The 22504-nt window shown below is 64.5% G+C and carries 24 protein-coding genes; 12 read left to right on the forward strand and 12 right to left on the reverse strand.

The annotated features are described in order from the left end of the window. Positions 1 to 114: 114 nt before the first annotated feature. A complete protein-coding gene (panC, locus tag ASD45_RS07190; RefSeq protein WP_056910859.1) occupies positions 115 to 966 on the reverse strand; it encodes a pantoate--beta-alanine ligase in 852 nt (283 codons plus the stop codon). A 178-nt stretch (positions 967 to 1144) separates the two neighbouring features. On the opposite strand from panC, the gene ASD45_RS07195 reads away from it, so the two are divergent. The 3 genes from ASD45_RS07195 to ASD45_RS07205 all read left to right on the forward strand — a co-directional run bounded on the left by ASD45_RS07195 (position 1145) and on the right by ASD45_RS07205 (position 3576). Beyond that, positions 1145 to 2065: a division plane positioning ATPase MipZ gene (locus tag ASD45_RS07195; protein ID WP_056910860.1), complete on the forward strand. Its 921-nt coding sequence runs from the start codon at positions 1145 to 1147 to the stop codon at positions 2063 to 2065. Positions 2066 to 2148: 83 nt separating this feature from the next. Continuing rightward, positions 2149 to 2871, forward strand: a complete 723-nt coding sequence (locus ASD45_RS07200; RefSeq protein ID WP_056910861.1) for a hypothetical protein — start codon at positions 2149 to 2151, stop codon at positions 2869 to 2871. Between the two features lie 3 nt (positions 2872 to 2874). After that, a complete protein-coding gene (locus tag ASD45_RS07205; protein ID WP_056910862.1) occupies positions 2875 to 3576 on the forward strand; it encodes a DnaJ domain-containing protein in 702 nt (233 codons plus the stop codon). Positions 3577 to 3696: 120 nt separating this feature from the next. Here ASD45_RS07205 and ASD45_RS07210 read toward each other — a convergent pair whose 3' ends face one another. Continuing rightward, a complete protein-coding gene (locus ASD45_RS07210) occupies positions 3697 to 5271 on the reverse strand; it encodes a D-alanyl-D-alanine carboxypeptidase (RefSeq protein ID WP_056910863.1) in 1575 nt (524 codons plus the stop codon). Positions 5272 to 5529: 258 nt separating this feature from the next. Here ASD45_RS07210 and ASD45_RS07215 point away from each other — a divergent pair, with 258 nt between their 5' ends. Further along, complete coding sequence (locus ASD45_RS07215; protein WP_056910864.1) at positions 5530 to 5859, forward strand: phasin family protein; 330 nt, start codon at positions 5530 to 5532, stop codon at positions 5857 to 5859. Positions 5860 to 6012: 153 nt separating this feature from the next. Here the strand turns inward: ASD45_RS07215 and ASD45_RS07220 are convergent, their stop codons facing one another. Further along, positions 6013 to 7476, reverse strand: a complete 1464-nt coding sequence (locus ASD45_RS07220; protein WP_056910865.1) for a TadE/TadG family type IV pilus assembly protein — start codon at positions 7474 to 7476, stop codon at positions 6013 to 6015. A gap of 709 nt (positions 7477 to 8185) precedes the next feature. Here ASD45_RS07220 and clpS point away from each other — a divergent pair. The 4 genes from clpS (at position 8186) to ASD45_RS07240 (ending at position 12264) form a co-directional block, all read left to right on the forward strand. Then, on the forward strand, positions 8186 to 8527 hold the full coding sequence (gene clpS / locus ASD45_RS07225) for an ATP-dependent Clp protease adapter ClpS (protein ID WP_056912643.1): 342 nt from the start codon (positions 8186 to 8188) through the stop codon (positions 8525 to 8527). Positions 8528 to 8585: 58 nt separating this feature from the next. Further along, positions 8586 to 11030, forward strand: coding sequence for an ATP-dependent Clp protease ATP-binding subunit ClpA (gene clpA / locus ASD45_RS07230; protein ID WP_056910866.1), 2445 nt, complete (start codon positions 8586 to 8588; stop codon positions 11028 to 11030). A gap of 149 nt (positions 11031 to 11179) precedes the next feature. Beyond that, the gene (locus tag ASD45_RS07235) at positions 11180 to 11920 is read left to right on the forward strand and encodes an AzlC family ABC transporter permease (RefSeq protein ID WP_056910867.1); all 741 of its coding nucleotides are present in this window, start codon (positions 11180 to 11182) and stop codon (positions 11918 to 11920) included. Beyond that, positions 11917 to 12264, forward strand: coding sequence for an AzlD domain-containing protein (locus tag ASD45_RS07240; protein ID WP_348271217.1), 348 nt, complete (start codon positions 11917 to 11919; stop codon positions 12262 to 12264). The genes ASD45_RS07235 and ASD45_RS07240 overlap by 4 nt, the downstream gene beginning before the upstream one ends. Positions 12265 to 12268: 4 nt before the next feature. On the opposite strand, the gene ASD45_RS07245 is transcribed toward ASD45_RS07240, so the two are convergent. The 6 genes from ASD45_RS07245 to ASD45_RS07270 all read right to left on the reverse strand — a co-directional run bounded on the left by ASD45_RS07245 (position 12269) and on the right by ASD45_RS07270 (position 16683). Next, positions 12269 to 12691 (reverse strand): HIT family protein, encoded by a 423-nt coding sequence (locus ASD45_RS07245; RefSeq protein WP_056910868.1) that lies wholly within the window; start codon positions 12689 to 12691, stop codon positions 12269 to 12271. 115 nt (positions 12692 to 12806) lie between these two features. After that, complete coding sequence (locus tag ASD45_RS07250) at positions 12807 to 14144, reverse strand: GNAT family N-acetyltransferase (RefSeq protein WP_056910869.1); 1338 nt, start codon at positions 14142 to 14144, stop codon at positions 12807 to 12809. A gap of 83 nt (positions 14145 to 14227) precedes the next feature. Next, complete coding sequence (locus ASD45_RS07255; RefSeq protein ID WP_156380741.1) at positions 14228 to 14485, reverse strand: hypothetical protein; 258 nt, start codon at positions 14483 to 14485, stop codon at positions 14228 to 14230. 620 nt (positions 14486 to 15105) lie between these two features. Next, entirely contained in the window at positions 15106 to 15381 is a 276-nt protein-coding gene (locus ASD45_RS07260) for a hypothetical protein (protein ID WP_056910871.1), read from the reverse strand. Positions 15382 to 15460: 79 nt separating this feature from the next. Beyond that, positions 15461 to 16210, reverse strand: coding sequence for a glycerophosphodiester phosphodiesterase family protein (locus ASD45_RS07265; RefSeq protein ID WP_056910872.1), 750 nt, complete (start codon positions 16208 to 16210; stop codon positions 15461 to 15463). Between the two features lie 5 nt (positions 16211 to 16215). Beyond that, a complete protein-coding gene (locus ASD45_RS07270; RefSeq protein ID WP_056910873.1) occupies positions 16216 to 16683 on the reverse strand; it encodes a RidA family protein in 468 nt (155 codons plus the stop codon). Between the two features lie 164 nt (positions 16684 to 16847). Between ASD45_RS07270 and ASD45_RS07275 the strand changes: the two genes are divergently transcribed. After that, positions 16848 to 17753, forward strand: a complete 906-nt coding sequence (locus tag ASD45_RS07275; protein WP_082540701.1) for a cell envelope integrity EipB family protein — start codon at positions 16848 to 16850, stop codon at positions 17751 to 17753. A 51-nt stretch (positions 17754 to 17804) separates the two neighbouring features. On the opposite strand, the gene ASD45_RS07280 is transcribed toward ASD45_RS07275, so the two are convergent. Next, a complete protein-coding gene (locus ASD45_RS07280; RefSeq protein ID WP_244485231.1) occupies positions 17805 to 19055 on the reverse strand; it encodes a DNA polymerase IV in 1251 nt (416 codons plus the stop codon). Next, positions 19052 to 19333 (reverse strand): DUF3572 domain-containing protein, encoded by a 282-nt coding sequence (locus ASD45_RS23370; RefSeq protein ID WP_244485233.1) that lies wholly within the window; start codon positions 19331 to 19333, stop codon positions 19052 to 19054. Before ASD45_RS23370 ends, ASD45_RS07280 begins: the two co-directional genes overlap by 4 nt. 146 nt (positions 19334 to 19479) lie before the next feature. Here ASD45_RS23370 and ASD45_RS07290 point away from each other — a divergent pair, with 146 nt between their 5' ends. Beyond that, positions 19480 to 19851, forward strand: a complete 372-nt coding sequence (locus tag ASD45_RS07290; RefSeq protein ID WP_056910875.1) for a response regulator — start codon at positions 19480 to 19482, stop codon at positions 19849 to 19851. A gap of 24 nt (positions 19852 to 19875) precedes the next feature. Further along, on the forward strand, positions 19876 to 21249 hold the full coding sequence (locus ASD45_RS07295) for a PleD family two-component system response regulator (RefSeq protein ID WP_056910876.1): 1374 nt from the start codon (positions 19876 to 19878) through the stop codon (positions 21247 to 21249). A 17-nt stretch (positions 21250 to 21266) separates the two neighbouring features. Here ASD45_RS07295 and ASD45_RS07300 read toward each other — a convergent pair whose 3' ends face one another. Beyond that, positions 21267 to 21908: a hemolysin III family protein gene (locus ASD45_RS07300; RefSeq protein ID WP_244485235.1), complete on the reverse strand. Its 642-nt coding sequence runs from the start codon at positions 21906 to 21908 to the stop codon at positions 21267 to 21269. A gap of 75 nt (positions 21909 to 21983) precedes the next feature. On the opposite strand from ASD45_RS07300, the gene ASD45_RS07305 reads away from it, so the two are divergent. After that, the gene (locus ASD45_RS07305; RefSeq protein WP_210168891.1) at positions 21984 to 22493 is read left to right on the forward strand and encodes a hypothetical protein; all 510 of its coding nucleotides are present in this window, start codon (positions 21984 to 21986) and stop codon (positions 22491 to 22493) included. Positions 22494 to 22504 lie beyond the last annotated feature (11 nt).

The raw sequence follows: 22504 nt of genomic DNA on the forward strand, positions 1-22504 counted from the left end.
TTTGAAAATTGAAGCTTTTGTCGTCCAAGGCGGGGGCCCGTACGCCGTGCGCTCTCGATAGCGCGGTGGCTTGGATCCGGGGCTCCCCACGCTCGCCCGGGACGACAGCGCCGCTTACACCGCCAGATTATCGATGAGCCTGGTCTTGCCGATCTTCGCTGCCACCAGCAGCCGGATCGGGCCATCCTTCACCGACGCGACCGGCTTAAGGCTCAGCGCGTGGCGCGCTTCGAGATAATCGAGCGTGAAGCCGGCATGGCGGATGTCGCTGGCGCCTTCCTCCATCACCATCTCGATCGGCTCGCCGCGCTTGATGCGCTGGGCGCTCGTCTTGAGGACGCGATGCAGCGTCGGCGCCACGGCGCGTTCGGCCTGCGACAAGTAGACGTTGCGCGACGATAGTGCGAGGCCGTCCTTCTCGCGCACGGTCGGGATGCCGATCACCTTGAGCGGCAGATCGAGATCCTTGGCCATCTGCGTGACGACGCGGAGCTGCTGATAGTCCTTCTGCCCGAACAGGGCGAAGTCCGGTTGAACCTGGGTGAACAGCTTCGACACGACGGTAGCGACGCCGCCGAAGAAATGCGGGCGGAACTTGTCCTCCAGGCCGGCGAGTGCCGCGCCTTCCGGTGCCACGCGGGTGGCGAAGCCCTCCGGATACATCTCGGCCACCGTCGGTGCCCACACCGCATCGACCTTGAGCGCCGTCAGCGCCTTCATGTCGGCGTCAAAAGTCCGTGGATAGCTGCCGAAATCCTCGGTCGGTGCGAACTGGGTTGGGTTAACGAAGATCGAGACCACGACGCGGCGGGCGCGCTTTCTGGCCTCCGCCACCAGCTTGAGGTGGCCGGCATGCAGGGCGCCCATGGTTGGAACCAGTGCGATGCCGCGGCCAGCCTTGCGGTAAGGCGTCATGGCCCGGCGCAAGGCGGCGACGGTGCGGAGAACTTGAGGGCGGTTGGTCATGCTTAATGGTCCCGGCGGCGGCGGAAACTTTATGGCCTTGTCGGCGGATGGCCGTCAATTCGGCGTCACGAAAGCACTGAAGCGTCGGAAGCCGGGCGCGGATTAATAGTTAAATTGCGCAAAACTTGACTAAAGCCCGGCAGTTAATCGAGAATTGCTGACATTCCAAGGACGCGTCATGTTGGTCCAGCCGATCTCGCAGAGCCCACAATCCGCTCACGTCGTCGTTCTCGGTAACGAGAAGGGCGGTTCGGGCAAATCCACGACCGCGCTGCATATCGCCGTCGCTCTGATGAAGGCCGGGCAGAAGGTCGCGACCATCGATCTCGACTCGCGCCAGCAGAGCTTCACGCACTACATCCAGAATCGCCGCGCCTGGGCCGAGCGTGCGCAGATCAAGCTCGAGCTGCCGACGCATTATTGCGTGCCGCGCGCCGACGGTCCGCTGGTTGAGGCCAATGAAGCGGCGGAATTCACCGGCTTCTCCCGCGCCATCGGCGCCATCGAACATACCCACGACGTCGTCGTCATCGACACGCCCGGCAACGACACCTATCTGATGCGCCTCGCGCATTCGATGGCCGACACGCTGGTGACGCCCCTCAATGACTCGTTCGTCGATTTCGACGTGCTGGCGAAGATCGACCAGACCAATTTCACCGTGACCGGCGAAAGTCATTACGCCGAGATGGTGCGCGAGGCGCGCCGTCAGCGCCGTCTGGTGGACGGCAAGCTCACCGACTGGATCGTCGTGCGCAACCGCCTGTCGGCGCTCGGCTCGCGCAACAAGAAGCTGGTCGGCGAGGGCATCCAGGAACTCGCCAAGCGCATGGGTTTCCGCGCGGTGGATGGCTTTGCCGAGCGCGTGGTCTATCGCGAGTTCTTCCCGCGCGGCCTCACCGCCTTCGACGATCTCGACGAGCAGACCCTCGGCATGCGCCCGAACATGTCGCATCTGACCGCGCGTGAGGAAGTCATCGCGCTGCTCAATGCGCTGCGCCTGCCGGTGTCGGAAAACGGCCGCCGCCGCGCTGCCGCCCGGGCCGAGTGGTATTCGGTCATGGATCAGCCGCTCCAGGTCCACGACCTGCTGGCCTGATTGCCGCATCAGAATTGCCTTGCCTCGCGGCTGCGGCGTTGCCACGTAAGCGGCATGGCTCAAATCAGTGTAAACTCTGCGCCATGACCACGCCGACCCGCAAGGGCGCCGACCAGGCGCCCGCGAAATCATCGCGCGACGAGATCGACGCCTTTCTCGATCGGGTCAAATCGCTTGGCCCGGCCGTGACCGCCGGCAAGCGGGGCCGCCTGGTTTTCGCGCTCGACGCCACCATGAGCCGGCAGCCGACCTGGGACACGGCGCAGAAACTGACGGGCGACATGTTCCGCGAGGCGGCGCAGATCGGCGGCCTCGACATTCAGCTCATGTATTTCCGCGGCACCAATGAATGCCGCGCGTCGTCCTGGGTTGCCGACGCCGGCAAGCTCGCCGACCTGATGGGCCGCATCGACTGCCGCGGCGGCCATACCCAGATCGGCAAGGTGCTCGGCCACGTTCGCAAGGAGCACAAGGGGCAGGCGGTGCAGGCGCTGGTCTTCGTCGGCGACGCCATGGAAGAGCCGATCGACGATCTTGCGGCCAGCGCCGGCGAACTCGGCCTGCTCGGCGTTCCCGTCTTCATGTTCCAGGAGGGCGCCGACCCCGTCGCCGAGAAGGCCTATCGCGAGATCGCGCGACTGTCGCGCGGCGCCTATTGCCGCTTCGACACCGGTGCCGCGCATCAGCTCGCCGAATTGTTGCGCGCGGTGGCCGCCTACGCCGCCGGGGGACTCAAGGCGCTGGCCGCGCTTTCCAACAATCAATCGAGCGGTGCGCGGCTGCTGCTCGCCCAGTTGCGCGGCTGAGCGATGCCGACACTGATCTTCGGCGTTCTCATCCTGGTCGCGGCGATATGGGTCGTCGGCGTCATCTCGCGCATCGATCCCAAGGTCGGCGCCCGCGTGCTCAAGGCCGGCGGCGGCATTATCGCCATCGGCCTGGCGGCCTTCCTCGGCCTGCGCGGCGAACTCTATGTCGCGATCCCGCTCGGCATGTTCGGCCTCGGGCTGCTCGGCTGGCTGCCATTCGGTCCGGCTGGCTTCTCGTCGCGGACGCGCAAATCCGGCGGGCAGGTATCGCGCGTGCGCACCGCCTTCGTTGAAATGACGCTCGATCACGACAGCGGCGCGATGCGCGGGCAGGTGCTGGCCGGACAGTTCGTCGGGCGTGCGCTCGACGATCTCGATATAGATGCGCTGATCGCGCTGCTGCGCGAGGCCGACGACGAAACCCGTTCGCTACTGGTGCCGTATCTTGACCGCCGGGACGCCGGCTGGCGTGAACACGCGCAAGGTGACGCGGCAGCGGGGCGGGCTGCGCCGGGCAGCGCCAAAATGACGGAAGAGGAGGCCTATCAGATCCTTGGCCTGCAGCGAGGGGCGAGCGAGCGCGACATCACGCGCGCCCATCGGGCGCTCATGAAGAAATTCCATCCCGATCAGGGGGGATCGACGTATCTCGCGGCCCGGATTAACGAGGCCAAGGAAAAGCTGCTTCGCCAACATCGCTGATGAACTCCAGAACGCAACGCCACCGGCGGCTCCTGTTGTCCAACGCATCCCTGTCACGTCGAGCGTTTCGCTCGTTTTTTCAGCCGCCCGTCACGTGACCGGACCGGGCGGCGTCCGCAATCAGTTGCGGATTAGCATGCAGGGAATTTCGCTTTGCTTAAGATGCTTGCAGGCGGCTTCCGCTTGCGGCTTGTCGAGCCCGGCAAAGCGCGCGCGATAGAGCGAGCGCTCGCCCTTGGCGACCTTCTCGGTAAACGGGGCAGCTTCGCCGAGCTGCTGCTTGGCCTTGGTCTGCGCCGCCGACAGCCGCTCCTTGGCCGCCTTCTCTTCCGGGAACGCGCCGACTTGGATCATCCAGCCCGTGTGTCCCTTCATCGCCTGAGCTGCCGGGGGCTCTGGCGTCGATACGGCGGCGACCGGGACGGTCGCGCCTGCGGAGGCAACCCTGGTGCTGCCCTCGGCCTTGGCCGGCAGGACGCCAAGCACGCCAGGGGCGGCGCCCGGAGGCGGCGGCGGCAGATCGCTCTTCACCGTCGCGATCAGGCTGACGCTCGCGGTATGCGCCGGCGGCATCATCTTGCGGCTGCTCGGCGGCAATTCGGACAGCGAGGCGACTTGGGTCTTGCCCGGACGCACGAGCAGCGTCTTGACCGCATTCGGCTTGATCGGATCGGTGGAACCCAGCTCCGGTGCGTCGACGGTGGCGGTGGTGGTCTGCTGCTCGCGCGGATCGGCCGCAGGTGCCGGTGGTCTCGCGGGCAGTTTGGTCTCGGCGACCACGGTGCCTTCGCCGACCGGCGGCGCGGTGCGGCGGACGGAGGCGACCTTGATCGTGTCGTCGATCAGGTTGCGCACGAGGCCATCGCGGGCTCGCGCGGTGCGGCCACCGAACACGACAGCGACGATGTGGCGGTTGTCGCGATTGACCGAGGTGACGATGTTGAAGCCGGAGGCGCGGATGTAGCCAGTCTTGATGCCGTCGACGCCGTCGACACTGCCGAGCAGCCGGTTGTGGCCCCGCACGGTGCGGCCGTGAAAGACGAACGAGCGCGTCGAGAAATAACCGAAGTAGTTGGGGAACCGATCCTGCAAAGCGCGGCCGAGCAGGGCCTGATCGCGCGCCGTGGTGACCTGCTCGTCATTCGGCAGTCCCGAGGCGTTCCGGTAGGTGGTCTGCGTCATGCCCAGCATGCGCGCCTTGGCCGTCATCATGCGGGCGAAGCTTGGCTCGTCGCCGCCAAGATATTCGCCGATGACGACGGCGACGTCGTTGGCTGATTTCGTGACGATCGACTTGATCGCGCTTTCGACCTGAATGGTTTCGCCCGGCTTGAGGCCCATCTTCGACGGCGCCTGCGCGGCGGCGTGGGCCGAGACCGGCATTTCGCTGTTGAGCTTCACCTTGCCGGAGTCGAGGCGCTCGAACAGCAGGTAAAGCGTCATCATCTTGGTCAGGGAGGCGGGGTGACGCGGTGCGTCGGCGTTGCTCGCCTGCAGCACCTTGCCCGAGTTGCCGTCGATGACGATGGAGGCGGTCGGTGGGTTGTAGGCGCTGACGGCTGCAGCTTTGTGGTGACGCCCGCGGCGGGAGCGCGCGTCGGCGTCGCCGGTCATCGCGGCGATCGCGACCAGCACGGCCAGCCCAAGCGAGCCCCAGCGAACCAAGGGTTGGACATGGCTTTCGCGCCCCGACATCAAACCTCCAACCCATCGAAAAACACGACGGCCCTAAGTCCCCATCGTGGCCAATTTATAGCGCTGTCTGTGCACCAGAGGATTCGACGCTAGGGAAACTCGGTTACCAAAATCCTAATCTATGCCTCTGATTTTATGGTAAATTCCGCGCTGCAGCATTCATGTTGACTTTTTTGTGCAGTGCACTAAAAATAAGCTTCAAGCCGGGTCATATCCGGGTGATGCAATGCCGCCTAGGCGGCCGGGAAAGGAATTACCATGGTCAAGAACTTTGAGGAATTCCAGCAAGCCAGCAAAGAGAACATCGACCTCGCGATGAAGTCGGTGAGCAACGTGTCGAAGAGCGCCCAGGCGATCGCTGCCGAACTCGCGGACTATTCGAAGAAGTCCTTCGAAGAAAGCACCGCGCTGATGGAAAAACTGTTCGGCGCCAAGTCGTTCGAGAAGGCGATCGAAGTCCAGACCGAATATGCGAAGACCGCTTACGAAGCCCTGCTTGCCGAAACGAACAAGCTCGGTGAAATGTATTCGGCTCTCGCCAAGGAAACCTACAAGCCGTTCGAAAGCATGATGGTGAAGGCCAAGTAACAGGCCTGCGCTGAGTTTTGTAAGCGTAGCGTACCGTAACGTCGCGTTAGAGGACGAAACGGAAGAGTAGGTTTCGGAATGACCAGCCCGGCAGTTGAGCCGGGCTATTTTTTTGTCGCGACGCCGACCTCGACTGGGCCGAACGTGGCGATGTTATCTGGCGACGCGCAGCTGGGTAAGGCTGGTGCCGATCTGATTGAACACAGTGCCGATCCCGCTGGCGCTGGTGACCATGAAGAACTTCGAGGGATCGTAGTTCTTGTCCTTCGTGCCGGCGCAGTTCTGCAGCAGTGCCGAGGTCGGATCGCCGCTGGTGTTGACCTGGATGGTGTAGATGGTCACGCCGGACGTCTTGATATTGGCGCAGGTACCGGTGCCGTTGCCGGTCTGATACATCCGGTTGTCGACCGCGGTGCTGATATTCGAGCCGTTGCCATACCAGCGGTCCTGGGTGTTCAGACCATCCGACATCAGGATGATGATGTCGGAATAGTTGTAGTTGGAATCCTTCGCCGGCGCCGACAGCGGCCCGCCGCCGACGAGTGATTGCCAGCCCCAGACCAGACCGATCGGCTGGTTGGTGGAGCCGTTGGGCTGCATCTGATCGACCAGGCTGTTGAGGTTGGTCCAGTTGTAAGTGAGCCCCATCATCGCCGCCGGGCAGGCGTCGTATTGTTCCGCAGGCCACTTCGAATTCGTTGTGCCGTCCGGCGCGGTCACGACCTGATCCCAGGTCGAATTTCCGGGCGCATTCGACGGGCCGCGATCGGTCACGCAGCCGTTCCAGGTATTATGATTCGACGCCGAGCAGCCGCTGCCACCGCCACCACCGCCCCAGCCCCAGCCGCCCCAACCCCAGCCGTTGCCGCCCCAGCCGCCCCAGCCGCCGCCGTTGCTGCAGGATTGATTGTCGTTATTCCAATCGGTCCAGTCGATGTAGTTCGCATTGTAGTTGGCGGCGCCGATATTCACGTCCTTGGCGAAAGGAATGATCGAGACGTAAACGTCGCCGTTGACCGAGGCGGCGTTCTTGAGCTGGGTCAGCAGATCCTTGGTCGCCGACTTCAGCGCGGTCATCTTGCCGTCGGACGCCATCGAACCCGTATTGTCGAGCACGAGCGCGACGCGCAGCCGCGTGGTGCCCCAGGCGGTCGTGGACGATCCCGCTACCGTAATGTTGTTGTAGCCCATGATGCCGAGGAACGTGGTCGGCACCGCTGCCGAACCATTGACGACAACCTTCGAGCCGCCGCTGATCGTGTAGGTGGCGTTCACCGTGACGTTCTGGGCCTCCGGCCGGTCGAACATCGCCTTGAAATAATTCAGCGCCTTGGTGTTGAGGTCGGACGCGCTCAGGTCGGCGGCGTCGCGTGCCAGCATGAGCGCCGTGGAATCGAGCGCGGCCTGCAGCGCCGCCTTCACGTTGTTGGCGTGGCTGTAGTCAACGGCGGCGCCGACGGAGCCGATGATCGGGAGCGTGGCGAAGGCGAAGGTGATGGCGACATTGCCACCGCGCTCGCGCGCAAAGCGCGTCAGGTTGCGGAAGAAAATGCTGGTAAGAGCGTGCCAATAACCTGTCATGATGCCACCGACGGTGCAGTTACCGTCAGCCTTCATACCCAACGTCATTAAATCAGGGGTGTATGGCGCGCCGGAAATCCGGGGGCGGCCGCTAAGGCTTTGATGCCGCCCGTCGCCGCAAATGACGTCCGCTCAATGGCTTGGGTGGTAAACGACGTCTGCTTTTCACCGCGCGAATGCCGAATAGTTCTTAGGCGACATCCTTAACGCCCGGTTGTGGCCCCCAGTCGGGAGCCTCTCGGCACCAGCCGCGGCCCCTGACTGCTCGCCGGCGCGGGTGATTCCGGCCGCCGTCTTCGGGACAGCGGTGCCGCCTGGACCACGGCCGGCTCCCCGGCGGCCGACGTTTTGGCGCGAATGCGACTTGTGAACCGGGCGTCAGTGGCTATCTGAGGCCTAAGCCGTCCGATATCGCGTGAAAACGCCGCAGGCGTGGCGGCGGCCTGAGGGCGACCGAGCCGCTTGGAAGGATGGCGCCGACGTCCTTATGATGGTGAATAACCGATCCGATGGGGTGACGGCGGGGCCTCGGGGATGCAACGCTTGAGATGGCGTTCGGAGCTTGTGGTTTCTGCGACCTCGGCTCTCGGCGTCCAACTTGCCTGATTTGAACGACTTTCGACCAACCATGACCAAGACGACGACCCCTGCATTCCATTCGCCCGCGCCGGCCGCGCCGGGCCGGTACGTGGCCGCGCGATCGCGCCTGGGCGCCAATTCGCCGGTGCCCATGGCTCCGGTGCGGATGGCTGATGACGACCGTAAACGGGCCAACCCGCCGACGCCGGGCGAGCCGAATGTGGCGGTCATCACCAAGACCAAGCCGCAGACCAAGCGGCCAAACCTGTATCGCGTGCTTATATTGAACGACGACTACACGCCGATGGAGTTCGTGGTGCACGTGCTGGAACGATTCTTCAGCAAGGATCACGACGCGGCGACGCGCATCATGTTGCATGTGCATCACCACGGCATGGGCGAATGCGGCGTCTATACCTATGAAGTGGCCGAAACCAAGGTCACACAAGTCATGGACTTCGCGCGAAAACATCAGCATCCTTTGCAGTGTGTGATGGAAAAAAAGTAGATTCGGGGTGGGGGACGCTTCGACCGGAACTTTTCGATAACTGGGACTGGAACACGGAATGCCGACATTCTCCCGCAGCCTGGAACAATCGCTTCATCGAGCGCTCGCGCTCGCGAATGAGCGGCATCACGAATACGCCACACTGGAACATCTACTGCTGGCGATGATCGACGATCAGGACGCTTCCGCCGTGATGCGGGCGTGCAACGTCGATCTCGAGAAACTGCGCCGCAGCCTGGTGGCTTATCTCGAGTCGGAACTCGAGAACCTGATCACGGACGGCAGCGAAGACAGTAAGCCGACCGCCGGCTTCCAGCGCGTCATCCAGCGCGCCGTCATCCACGTGCAGTCGTCCGGCCGTGAGGAAGTGACCGGCGCCAATGTGCTGGTCGCGATCTTCGCCGAGCGCGAGAGCCACGCCGCCTATTTCCTGCAAGAGCAGGACATGACGCGCTACGACGCCGTCAACTACATCAGCCATGGCATCGCCAAGCGGCCCGGTCTCACCGAGCAGCGGCCGGTGCGCGGCGCCGACGAGGAGGCCGACGCCAAGAGCGGCAATAGCGACGAACCCAAGAAAAAGGGCGATGCGCTCGAGGCTTACTGCGTCAACCTCAACAAGAAGGCCAAGGACGGCAAGATCGATCCGCTGATCGGCCGCGACAGTGAGATCAGCCGCACCATCCAGGTTTTGTGCCGCCGGTCGAAAAACAATCCGCTGTTCGTCGGTGAAGCCGGCGTCGGCAAGACGGCGATCGCCGAAGGTCTCGCCCGCCGCATCATCCATGGCGAAGTGCCGGATGTGCTCAAGGGCGCGACGGTGTTTGCGCTGGACATGGGCACGCTGCTCGCCGGCACGCGCTACCGCGGCGATTTCGAAGAGCGTCTCAAGCAGGTCATCAAGGAGATTGAGGCCTATCCGGGCGCGATCATGTTCATCGACGAGATCCACACCGTGATCGGCGCCGGCGCCACCTCCGGCGGCGCGATGGACGCGTCGAACCTGCTCAAGCCGGCTTTGTCATCCGGCACGATCCGCTGCATCGGCTCGACTACCTACAAGGAGTATCGCCAGTACTTCGAGAAGGATCGCGCCTTGGTGCGTCGTTTCCAGAAGATCGACGTCAATGAGCCGTCGGTGCCGGATGCGATCGAGATCCTCAAGGGCCTCAAGCCGTATTTCGAGGAGTACCACAAGCTCAAGTACACCAACGACGCCATCAAGGCGGCGGTGGAACTGTCGTCGCGCTACATCCACGACCGCAAACTGCCGGACAAGGCGATCGACGTGATCGACGAATCCGGCGCGGCCCAGATGCTGCTGCCCGAGAACCGGCGCAAGAAGACGATCGGCGTCAAGGAAATCGAGACCACGATTTCGACCATGGCCCGTATCCCGCCCAAGACCGTGTCGAAGGACGATGCCGAGGTGCTGCGCCATCTCGAGCAGACGCTCAAGACCGTGGTCTATGGTCAGGACAAGGCGATCGAAGCGCTGTCGGCTTCGATCAAGCTGGCCCGCGCGGGCCTGCGCGAACCGGAGAAGCCGATCGGCTGCTATCTGTTCTCGGGTCCGACCGGCGTCGGCAAGACTGAAGTCGCCAAGCAGCTTGCGGCGTCGCTCGGGGTCGAGCTGATCCGCTTCGACATGTCGGAGTACATGGAGCGGCACACGATCTCCCGTTTGATCGGTGCGCCTCCGGGCTATGTCGGCTTCGACCAGGGCGGCTTGCTCACCGACGGCGTCGACCAGCACCCGCATTCGGTGCTGCTGCTCGACGAAATCGAGAAGGCGCATCCGGACCTGTTCAACGTGCTGCTGCAGGTCATGGACCATGGCAAGCTCACGGACCACAACGGCAAGCAGGTCGACTTCCGCAACGTCATCCTGATCATGACGACCAATGCTGGTGCGTCCGACATGGCCAAGGCGGCCTATGGCTTCACCCGCACCAAGCGGGAAGGCGAGGACCAGGACGCGATCAACCGGCTGTTCACGCCGGAATTCCGCAACCGCCTCGACGCCACCATCACCTTCGGCCATTTGCCGCAGGCGGTGATCTCGCAGGTGGTCGAGAAGTTCGTGCTTCAGCTCGAGGCGCAGCTCGGCGACCGCAACGTCACCATCGAGCTGTCGGAAGAAGCCTCGCGCTGGCTGATTGCCAATGGCTACGACGAACTGATGGGCGCTCGCCCGATGGCCCGCGTCATCCAGGAGCACATCAAGAAGCCCCTGGCCGACGAGGTGCTGTTCGGCCATCTGAAGAACGGCGGGCATGTCCGCGTCGTCGTCGAGAAGGACGAGAACGGTCGCGACAAGCTCGGCTTCGAGTTCCTCGACGGCCCGGTGACGCCGAAGCCGGAGAAGCTGCCGGCGGACAAGCCGAAGGCCAAACGCCGCGCTTCACCGAAGCCGCGGTCGAACAAGCCCAAGGGGGACAACAAGGGCGACGGCAATGGCGGCAAGGGCTCGGTGCCGAAGGTGCCGCTGCTAAAGGCCTAAGCGCTTCGTCGCAATGCAATATGAAAGCCGGGCCAAGTGCCCGGCTTTTTTTTGTGCCCGGCCTTTTCATTTTGCAGAGGCCGCATGCAGCGGAAGCGGGCAGGGAGCGTTGCCTGCGCAGACCGCATGTGAGACAGCTTGCTTCGCGCATGCAGGCCCTATCCGGCGACCCGAAGATCTACGCATCCTCCGCCGCCGCCTTTTTCGCCGGCGCCCGCTCGGCAATGACGTCGGTTTACGTCGTCGTCCTCATTGGCACCTACATCGGTCTTGGCGCGCTGGCCCATGACGTCGGCTTGTCTTCGGTCTGGATGATGGCCTCGACCATCATCGTGTGGGCCGGCCCGGCGCAGTTGATCATCATCTCCGCGGTCGGCACCGGCGGCTCGCTGATCGAGGTGGCGATTGCGGTGACCTTGAGCGCGATGCGGCTGTTTCCGATGGTCGTGGCGCTGCTGCCGATGATGCGCAAGCCGGGCACGCGGCTGCCCGAGATGCTGCTGCCGACGCACTTCACCTCGATCAGCATGTGGATTGAATCGCTGCGCCTGCTGCCGTACGTCGCGCGCGAACACCGCATCGCCTACTGCAACGGACTGTCGTCCGGCTACATGGGCACCGCCGTCGTCGCCGGTTACGTCGGCTATTTTCTCGCGGCCGGACTGCCGCCGCTGCTCGCCAGCATTCTGCTGTTTCTCACGCCGCTGTCGTTCTTCCTGTCCACCGTCAACAATGCGCGGCAGGTGATCGAGAAGATCGCGCTGGTGCTCGGCCTCATCCTCGGGCCGCTGCTCGCCTACTGGCAGGTCGGCCTCGATCTGCTCTGGACCGGCGTGATCGGCGGCAGCATCGCCTACGCCTATGGCCGCTACCGCAGGAGCGCGTCGTGAAAGAGGCGATGGTTTCGCTCGGTCCTTATTTCGTGCTGATCCTGGTCGGCTTCCTGCCGAACGAGGTCTGGCGTCTCGTCGGCCTCGTCATGGCGCGCGGCCTCAACGAGGAGTCCGAACTGGTCGTCTGGTCGCGAGTGGTGGCGATCGCGCTGCTGGCCGGCGTCATCGCCAAGCTGATCCTGTTCTCGTCCGGCGAACTCGCCGGCGTGCCGACGCCGGTGCGGATCGGCGCGGCGGTCATCGCCTTTGCCGCCTTCATGGCGGCGAAGCGCTCAGTGTTTGTCGGCGTGCTGGCGGGCGAGGTGGCGTTGTTCGCCGGCGCGGCGTGGTACGCAGCCTGAGGCGTCAGGTCAGCGCCGCGGCAAGCTTCCTGGCCATCGCCTCGAGCGCTTCGGGTTTTTCCTTTTCGGCGGCGGGCGGCTTCATCGGCACGCCGGCCTTGCGCGGGATGACGTGGACATGGAGGTGAAACACCACTTGGCCGCCGGCGCTCTCGTTGAACTGCTGGACGGTGACGCCGTCGGCGCCGAGCGTGGTCATCGCTGCCTGCGCGATCTTCTGCGCGACCTTGGCGATGTGGGCGAGGTCTTCGGCCGGGCAGTCGATCAGGTTGCGGGCCGGCGCTTTCGGCAGCACCAGGGTATGGCCGGGCGCGCGCGGCATGATGTCGAGGAAAGCCAGCGCCTTGTCGTCCTCGTAGACTTTGTAGCAGGGCAACTCGCCGCGCAGGATCTTGGCGAAGATGTTGTTCGGATCGTAGCTCGGCATCGGCGCGTCCCCGGTTGTTGATGTCATTCGGGGCCCGGAATCCAGAGGCTTTCGCAGAGCTTGCTGCTGGATTCAGGATTCACGCCTGCGGCGCACCCCGGAATGACGTCGTTGTCTATTCCTGCTCGGCCAAATCCTTGCGGAACGGCGCGGCCGCCGCAAGCTCTTCCGATGCCGCCTCCACATAGGCCCGCTCGCGCTCGAGATAGTCGGCAATGGCGCGGCGCAGGCCCGGGTTGGAAATGTAATGCGCCGAGTAGGTGAGGTGCGGCAGGTAGCCCCGCGCCAGCTTGTGTTCGCCCTGGGCGCCGGCCTCGACCCAGCGCAGCTTGTGGCGGATAGCGTAGTCGATGGCCTGGTAGTAGCAGACCTCGAAATGCAGGAACGGGTGGTGCTCGATGGCGCCCCAGTTGCGACCGTACAGCGTGTCATGTCCGAGGAAGTTGATGGCTCCGGCGATCCACCGTCCGGCGCGCCGGGCCATGACCAGGACGATACGGTCGGCCATGCGTTCGCCTATCAGCGAAAAGAATTCGCGCGTCAGATAGGGACTGCCCCATTTGCGCGAGCCGGTATCCATGTAGAAGGCGAAGAAGGCATCCCACGCATCCTCGGTAAGGTCGGAGCCGGTGAGGCAGTCGATCTCGATGCCGGGGCTCAATGCCTCCTTGCGCTCGCGGCGGATGGTCTTGCGCTTGCGGGAGGAGAGAGCGCTGAGGAAGTCGTCGAAGGTCGCGTAGCCCGGGTTCTCAAAATGGAATTGCTGGTCGGTGCGCTGCAGGAAGCCGCGCTCACCGAGAAGGCGCCATTCCGGCTCGGTGAGGAAGGTCACATGCGCCGAGGACAGGTCGTTGGCATCGGTCAGCTTGGCCAGCGCTTCGGCCAGCGCATCGCGAATGCCGGCGGCCTGCGGTCCGGGCCGCGCAAGCAGGCGAGGGCCTGTCACCGGCGTAAACGGCACCGAGACCTGAAGCTTGGGGTAGTAGTCGCCGCCGGCTCGCTCGAAAGCGTCGGCCCAGCCATGGTCGAATACGTACTCACCACGTGAGTGGCTCTTCACGTAGCAGGGCGCGGCGCCCAGCAGGCGGCCCTGGGCGGTCTCGGCCAGCAGGTAGCGCGGCTGCCAGCCGGTCCGGCCGCCGACGCAATGCGCCTGTTCAAGAGAGAAAAGAAAATCGTGAGAAACGAATGGGTTGTCGACAAATCCTCGTGTCGATAACTCGGGGGACAAGTCTTCCTCACATTCCACATTAAGTGCGGGGTTATCCTCAAGCGATCTGTGGACAAGCGGCTGTGGCGCCGCGGCTGTGGACAAGTCCTCCGCCGCGACCTGTGGAGTTGTGGACAGGGTCTTCGCGCGCTTTCCCAATTGCCCAGCGCAAGCATCCCATTCGGCGGCGGGAATCTCCGCCAAACTGGGCACCATGCGGATCCGGATTTCGTGGTCGGGCATTGCGATTGGACGGATGGCCTGAACGGCGTCTGTGGATAGCGGAGCCACCCTGTGGATGGATGGCGCGGGGGCCGGTGCGGGCCCTACGGGCAGACGATAATGGCGTAGCCGGTCGGACCTTCCCAAGTCTCTTCGTTCACAGCGTGGCAATTCGGCGGCAGCGTCCGGCAACCCGCTTTGGTGCAGACGATGTCGCCGGGGCGGTACTGCTGGGCGGCGTCGGGGCGGCGTTCGAGGTTGGGCTTGGTGCGCGGCGCTGGCCCGGTTTGCGCGGCGGCGGCCCACGGCAACGTTGCGAGGGCGACGACAAGGCAGACAAGGCTGGGGCGACGAAGAGGCATGAGCGGGTCCTTGAAGGTTCGACGGGGCATCCGGCGGGCGCCAAACGTGGCCGCACCCGCCCTTCAGTTTAGGCGGAGCCGGCTGGTCCGGCGATCACGGTGCCGTCACTGCCCGGAAAGGTCAAAGCCCGGCGAAAGCCGAATGGCGCGCCCGACCGGGCGCGCCACCAGCATGGTTGTCATCAGGATGTCAGTTGCACGATGTCAGATCGCCTCACGGGCAAGCGATGATCGAGTAGCCCGGCTCCGTACCCGCTTGCGGCGCAGCATGGCAGGAAGAAGGCATCGGCTTGCAACCGGACTTGGTGCAGGCAACCCCTTCGGCGGGGGCTTCGGCATGTGCCTTGGCCGCTGCAACATGGCGTGCGTGCGTCGTCTTCGCCGAGGCGGCGAAAGCGGAGTGGGCGGGGAAGGCGAGCGCTGCCGCCAAAGCTAGGGCGTACAAAGCGACAGCGTCAGCGCGGACGGCACGGCGATACACGTTTGGCATTTCACTTCTCTGTTTTCTGAAAGTTGAACGCACACCACGCTTTCGGCGTGATGCGGTCTTGCCCCTGCCGCAGAGATGGGCGGGCGCCGTAATTTCACCACGTCGAAAATTGAAGAGCTGGTCCGCTAATTCAGCGACAGACGATGGCGTCGAAGCCGCTGGGCAGTCCATCCCAGCGATACCCCGTTGTCGGATGGCAATTGCGGGGAATCGGATGGCATCCGAACGCGGTGCAGGCGATTTGCCCGCCGCTCTGACGCCGCGCGCGATAATGCTTTACGGCTTTTTTCTTCGTGTGCAGCGATCGTTGATGCGACGTTTGCGCCGCAGCCATTTGCGGCGGTGCGGCCACGGCAATTGTGAAGCCGAGCGCAAGTGCTGCAATGAAGATCTGATGCCAGCGCATATCGCGGTAACCATCCCCGGGCCCGGTTGTTCCGGAAAAGTGTCACACTGCATTCGTGTTGCTGTGCGAAACTGTCGGGTCAGTCGGGGCGAAATCCTTCGAAAATCATCTGATCGGCGTAGCGAGCGGCGGCGTCGCGATCGGCCTCGCTGCGAACCGTCCAGGTCAGCAGCGGCAAGCCGAACAAGTGCTGCGCCAGCCTTGGTGCCGCTGCCGGCAGGTCCTTGACCGAATAGGCAACGAACTGCGGCCGGCTTTTCGGCGCGTGAAGGAACCAGGCGAGATTGCGCTTCGTCGCCGACGTCATGCCGTCCCATTCGTGATGGGCGTAATGCCGCTCGGCGACAATGCCGCGCGTAAGCTGCGGCGCCAGGGTCCGCATCGCCGCGATCGGCGCCGGATCGAAGGACATCGCCGCCACCGGGCCGCGATAGCCGGCGAGCACGTCGGTAACACGGCGCGTCAGACGCAGGTCGCCATCGAAGCGGCTCTTGAGTTCGATCACCAGCGGCACGCGACCGCCGACGAGGTCGCGGAGTTCCCCCAAGGTCAGCATGCGGTCGGCGGTAGCCTTGAAGGGCGCTACCTTGAGCGCCGCGGCGCTGAGCGTTGCCAGCCGCGCGTCACCCTCGGTCAGGCGACCGAGGGCGTCGTCGTGATGCACCATGGCTTCGCCATCGGCGCTGACCTGGACGTCGCACTCGATGCCGTAGTTGCCGGCGATGGCCGCGGAAAAAGCAGAGGCCGAATTCTCGATGATGCCGGCCGCCGCGTCATGCAGGCCGCGATGCGCGATCGGCCGTGCGGTGAGCCAATCGAGTGGGGCCATGGGTATCAGGCGACCTCGAACAGGCCTTCGATCTCGACCGCGGCGTTGACCGGCAGCGCCGAGACGCCGACCGTGGAGCGGGCGTGGCGGCCCTTGTCGCCGAACACCTCGACCATGAGATCGGAGGCGCCGTTCATCACCTTCGGTCCGTCGGCATAGCCCGGCGCCGAGTTGATGAAGCCGCCGAGGCGGACCACACGCACCACCTTGTCGAGGTCGCCGACCGCGGCCTTGAGCTGGGCAATGAGGTTGATGGCGCAGGCGCGGGCGGCCTTCTGGCCGTCTTCCATCGATACCGTGCCGCCGAGCTGGCCGGTCGCGACCAGCTTGCCCTCGTCACCGAAACAGAGCTGGCCCGAGACGGTAATCAGATTGCCACTGCGAACGGCTGCGACGTAATTGGCGATCGGCGCGGCCGGCGTCGGCAAGGTGATCCCCAGATCGCTCAGTTTTTTCTCAATGGCGCCGGCCATAACGGTCTTCCTTTTCCAATGGTGTAGAGGCCGGAAGTCTTGGCCGATCGCCCGGCGGGGCGCAAGGCGCCCGCCACCGGGTACAGCCTTATTGGCGGGGGACGCGCCTCGTTATTGCCCCTATCATCGCGCCAGATTGCGCCACATTTTCCGCCAAGGTGATCATGAAAGCCATAGCCCTGCACATCGCCCCTCCGATCCTGGCCGTCCTCGCGATGGTGTCCCTAGCCGGACCGATCGATCGCCCGGCGGACGCGGCGCCGATTGCCGCCCCCGTGCCGACCGGCGAGGCGGCAAAGCCGGTTGTGCTGGCATCGCATCGTGCGGTCTACGATCTCAAGCTCGCGCAATCGAGCGGGGCGCGCGGCGTTCAGGCGGTGCGCGGCCGCATCCTGTACGACTTTTCCGCCAGCGCCTGCGAAGGCTACGAACTCAATTTTCGCCAGGTGTCCGAACTCGATTCCGGCGAGGGCAAGACCGTACTGAGCGACTTGCGCTCGACAACCTGGGAGAACAACGACGCCAGCAAATTCCGCTTCAACTCGGAAAACCTGCTCAACGACAAGACGACCGACACGGTCGATGGCAGCGCCGAACGCAAGGCGTCCGCAGTTTCGGTCGATCTCAAGCAGCCCAAGGACAAGACCTTCACGGTCCCGACTGACGTGGTGTTTCCGACCGAGCATATGCGCCGGATCATCGAGGCGGCGCGCGCTGGCAAAACCATCCTTGAATTTCCGGTCTATGACGGCTCCGAAACAGGCGAGAAGCTCTACAGCACGCTGACCGTGATCGGCCAGCCGATCGATCCGGCCAAGGACCCGGTGACCGATGCCGGCGCCAAGATCCCGGCGCTCGCCGGCATGCTGCGCTGGCCGGTGACGATCAGTTATTTCGAGAAGAAGAGTGAGGACGCCGAGCGTACCGGCGAACAGACGCCGGTGTATTCGATCGCCTTCGAGCTTTACGAGAACGGCATCTCGCGGGCGCTGACGCTGTATTACAGCGACTTCTCCATCAAGGGCGAACTGACGTCGCTGGAGATGAAAAGCGAGAAAGCGTGCAAGTAGGCATCGTGTAATCAATTTCTGCTGAGATTACTCGATGTCAGGCGAACAGGATCAATCTTCTTCGATCGCCAGACCCTTCACCACCGCGGCCTTGCCGAACTTCTCGCGCAGCTTGTCGACCGCGTGTTCGGCCAGCGCGCCGCGACGGTCGATGAGATCGGCCATGTCCTCGCCGACGGCATCCTCGAGACTGCTGACCCCGATGCCGATCAACCGATAGCGCGTCGCGCCGACCTCGTTCCTGAGCATGTCGCGTCCGGCCTCGAAGATGCGGCCCGCCAGTTGCGTCGAAGCGGGCAGGGAGCGCGACCGGGTGCGGATCTTGAAGTCGGCGCTCTTGAGCTTGAGCGTCACCGTGGAGCCGGTCAGGCGGGCCGCCTTGAGCCGTGACGATACCTTCTCGGTCAACTCCCACAGCGTCTGCTCCAGCGGCCGGAAGTCGCTGATGTCGGTGTTGAACGTGGTTTCCGCCGAGACGCTCTTGGTCTCGCGCTCCGGATCGACCTTGCGGGTATCGATGCCGCGCGCCAGCCGCGACAGGCGCAGGCCTTCGTCGCCGTAGCGCCGCATCAGGTCGTGCTCGTCGGCGCGCTGCAGATCGGCGATGGTGCGGAAGCCGTCGGCGGCGAGCTTGGCGGCACTGACGGCGCCGACGCCGTAGATGAAGCCGACCGGGCGGGGCGCCAGAAACGCCACCGCCTCGGACGGACTGATGACGGCAAAGCCGCGCGGCTTGTCGAGGTCGGAGGCGATCTTGGCGAGGAATTTGTTGGCCGACAGGCCGATCGACACGGTGATGCCGATGTCGCGCTCGACGTCGCGGGCAAAGCGCGCCAGCACCTTGGCGGCGCTCATACCGTGCAGCCGCTCGGTGCCGGTGAGGTCGAGAAAGGCTTCGTCGATCGACAACGGCTCGACCTGCGGCGTCAGCGCCTGCATCGCGGCGCGCACCTGGCGGCCGACCGCGACGTATTTCTGCATGTTCGGCTTGAGCACCGTGGCCTGCGGGCAGCGGCTCATGGCTTCGAACATCGGCATCGCCGAACGCACGCCGTAGGTGCGGGCGATGTAGCAGCAGGTCGAGACCACGCCGCGCTTGCCGCCGCCGATGATCAGCGGCTTGTCGGCGAGCGAAGGATCGTCGCGCTTCTCGATCGTGGCGTAGAAGGCGTCGCAATCGATATGCGCCACCGACAAGGTCGCCAGCTCCGCATGGCGCAACAGCCGCGGCGAGCCGCAGGCCGGGCAGCGGCGCGCTGCGTCGGCCGTGTCGGTCAGGCAATCGCGGCAGAACGCGGTCACGGGATTTCGCGCTCCCAGGGCTGGCCGCCCAGCGCGGTGTGGGCGCGGAAGATATCGTCGGGAGAGCAGGAGGCGGCGGCGATGAATTCCGTCGCCAGCGCTTCGTCCGAGGCGATGTAGGCGAGCACGCCGGCGAGGAAGCCGGGCGCGGTGCTGGCCTCGCGAATCCCGGCCGGATCGAGCCCGGTGACGGAGAAGAAGCGGGTTAACCTTTCCGAATCTTCAGCAAGGAAGCTAAGCGCTTGAATCGCAAGCGCTTCTGCGGCTTCCGGCGACATGCCGCGGGGGCCTTTCATTGATCGAATTTGCCTTTCCGTAACAAATCACCACTAACGTCGAACGTGGATCATAGCCCAGAGGCGCGGCCGCCCGGATGCCGCGACGACAGCGGGGCAGGCGCTTCCTGGGGACAACGGGGCGGAACATGGCGAAGACCGTCCTGATCGTCGAGGACAACGAACTGAACATGAAGCTCTTCCACGATCTGCTGGAAGCGCATGGCTACGACGTGGTGGGCACCCGCAGCGGCATCGACGCGCTGGATCTGGCCCGCCAGCACCGGCCCGACCTCATTCTGATGGATATCCAGCTGCCGGAAGTGTCCGGACTCGAAGTCACCAAGTGGCTCAAGGATGATCCAGAGCTGAAGACCATTCCCGTCGTCGCCGTCACCGCTTTTGCGATGAAGGGCGACGAGGAAAGGATCCGGGAGGGCGGCTGCGAAGCCTACCTGTCGAAGCCGATCTCGGTGGGCAAGTTCATCGAGACCGTTCGTCACTTCCTCGGCCCGGCCTGACCGGTCCCGTATCATGGTGTTGAAATGACCGCCCGCGTACTCGTCGTCGATGACATTCCGGCCAATGTGAAATTGCTGGAGGCGCGGCTGTCGGCGGAATATTTCGACGTCGCCACCGCCTTCAGCGGCACCGAGGCGCTGGCGCTGTGCGAACGCGCCGAATGCGACATCGTGCTGCTCGACGTCATGATGCCGGACATGGACGGCTTCGAAGTCTGCCGCCGGCTGAAGTCCAACCCAGCGACGCATCATATTCCGGTGGTCATGGTCACCGCGCTCGACCAGCCGTCCGACCGCATCAAGGGCCTCGAAGCCGGCGCCGACGATTTCCTGACCAAGCCGGTAAGCGACGTGGCGCTGATCTCGCGCGTGCGCTCGCTGACGCGGCTGAAGATGGTGACCGACGAACTGCGCATGCGCGCGCTGACGTCGCGCGAAATCGGCATCGAAAGTCCGGAACGCGAGGCGGTGGCCGACACCGGCCGCAAGGGCCGCATCCTCATCATCGACGACCGCGCCTCGTCCTACGAGCGCATCGCCACCACGCTCGGCGCCGAGCATACGGTCGACGTGCAGTCCGATCCGAAGGAAGCGCTGTTCCGCGCCGCCGAAGGCGATTACGAACTGCTGATCGTGTCGCTGGGGCTTGCCGATTTCGATGGCCTGCGGCTGTGCAGCCAGGTGCGCTCGCTCGAGCGCACGCGCAGTATCCCGATCCTCGCCATCGCCGAGCCGGACAACAACGCCAAGCTGGTGCGCGGCCTCGAGATCGGCATCAACGACTACCTGATCCGCCCGATCGACAAGAACGAAATGCTGGCGCGCGTGCGCACCCAGATCAAGCGCAAGCGCTACACCGACCGGCTGCGCGACAATGTCGCGATGTCGATCGAGATGGCGATCACCGACGCGCTGACCGGGCTGCATAATCGCCGCTACATGGAAACGCATCTCGGCGCGCTGACCGAGCAGGCGGCGCAGCGCGGCAAGCCGCTCGCGGTGCTGATCCTCGACATCGACTTCTTCAAGTCGATCAACGACGGCCACGGCCACGATGCCGGCGACGACGTGCTGCGCGAATTTGCGGTGCGCATCCGCAAGTCGATCCGCAACATCGATCTGGCCTGCCGCTACGGCGGCGAGGAGTTCGTCATCGTCATGCCGGAAACCGACATCGCGGTGGCAGGCATGGTGGCCGAGCGCATCCGCCGCAAGATCGCCTCCGAGCCGTTCGCGATCCAGCAGGGCGAGAAGCAGATCAACGTCACGCTGTCGATCGGCATCGCCGCCCTGGGCGCGGCAGGCGACAACGCCGCCGCGATGCTCAAGCGCGCCGACCAGGCGCTGTACCGCGCCAAGCGCGACGGCCGTAACCGCGTGGTCCAGGAAGCGGCGTAGCGGTTCTTAACCCGCCCTCACACCACCGAGGTCAGCACGGCGCCGTAGTGGCAGGCTGCCGCCAGCAGCACGAAGCCGTGCCAGATCGCGTTCTGAAAGCGCAGGCTTTCCCAGACGTGGAAAATGACGCCGGCGGAATACAGGACGCCGCCGGCGACGATCAGCGCCAGCGTGAGCGGCGCCAGCGCCGCCGCCATCGGCCCGATGACGAAAAGGCCGCTCCAGCCCATGACGAGATAGAGCGCGATCGAGGCGCGGTCGAAACGGCCGGGGAAGAACAGCTTGAGAGCGATGCCGGCGAACGCCGAGACCCACTGCACGACGAGGATGGCGTCCGATGCCGTGCCGTGCATCGGCAGCACGAAGGCGGTGTAGGTCGCGGCGATCAGGAGATAGATCGCCGAATGGTCGCAGCGCCGCAGCCACCATTTGAACGGCGTCAGCGGCCACAGATTGTAGGCGGCGGAAAAGCCGATCATCGCGGCGAGGCCGGCGATGTAGATCGCAACCGCGGTGAGCTGCGAGACGTTGGCGTGGTGGACGGCCAGGATCATGAGCGCCGCGCCGCCGCCGATGGCGAGCGCAATACCGAGCCCATGCACGACGGCATCGGCGATGGTCTCGGCGCGGTCGTAGTTCCAGGTGATCGGCGCGTTCATGCCGCGGAGCATGAAGGGGGAATGGGGCAGGGGGATGACGGGGAGACGACGCGGGGCATTGGCCGCATGGAGCGAATGGCCATGCCGGGCGGCGCAGGGGCGGACTGGAGTCGAGATGTGAGCACCTGCGTGTTCTGCTATCCGTCGATCCGGTCTGATGCGGGGGCCGATAACGTGCGCGCAATGCAATGGCTGGCAGGGGTTGTTTTGATCGCCACGATCATGTCGTGCCTGACGCGCGGTACGCTGCGCGCGGACGGCGCGGCGATCACTGATCATGATCTGGCGGACGCCAGGAAGGTTGTCGAAGCCGTTGCCGCGTCTCCCAAGCAGACCAGGCTCTTTTGCGACTGGTTCCGCAAGCAAGCGAGGATGGTCGAGGCCCTGAGCGGCGGAAGCCGGCGGCAGGAAGAAATACGGGTGATCACAGAAGCGTCCCAGGCGGCCTACAGGAAATTAGGCCCGGCATTTGCGAGGGCGCGTGAGATTTCCAGTTTGGCCACTTTTCGCAAGGATGAGCTCGCGCGGTCCGTCAATGATGCTTGGTCCGCACTGACCGCCCGGTGCGCTGGCGGATCGGTCTAGGGCCTGCCGAT

The organism is Pseudolabrys sp. Root1462, from assembly GCF_001426945.1.
Taxonomy (GTDB): domain Bacteria; phylum Pseudomonadota; class Alphaproteobacteria; order Rhizobiales; family Xanthobacteraceae; genus Pseudolabrys.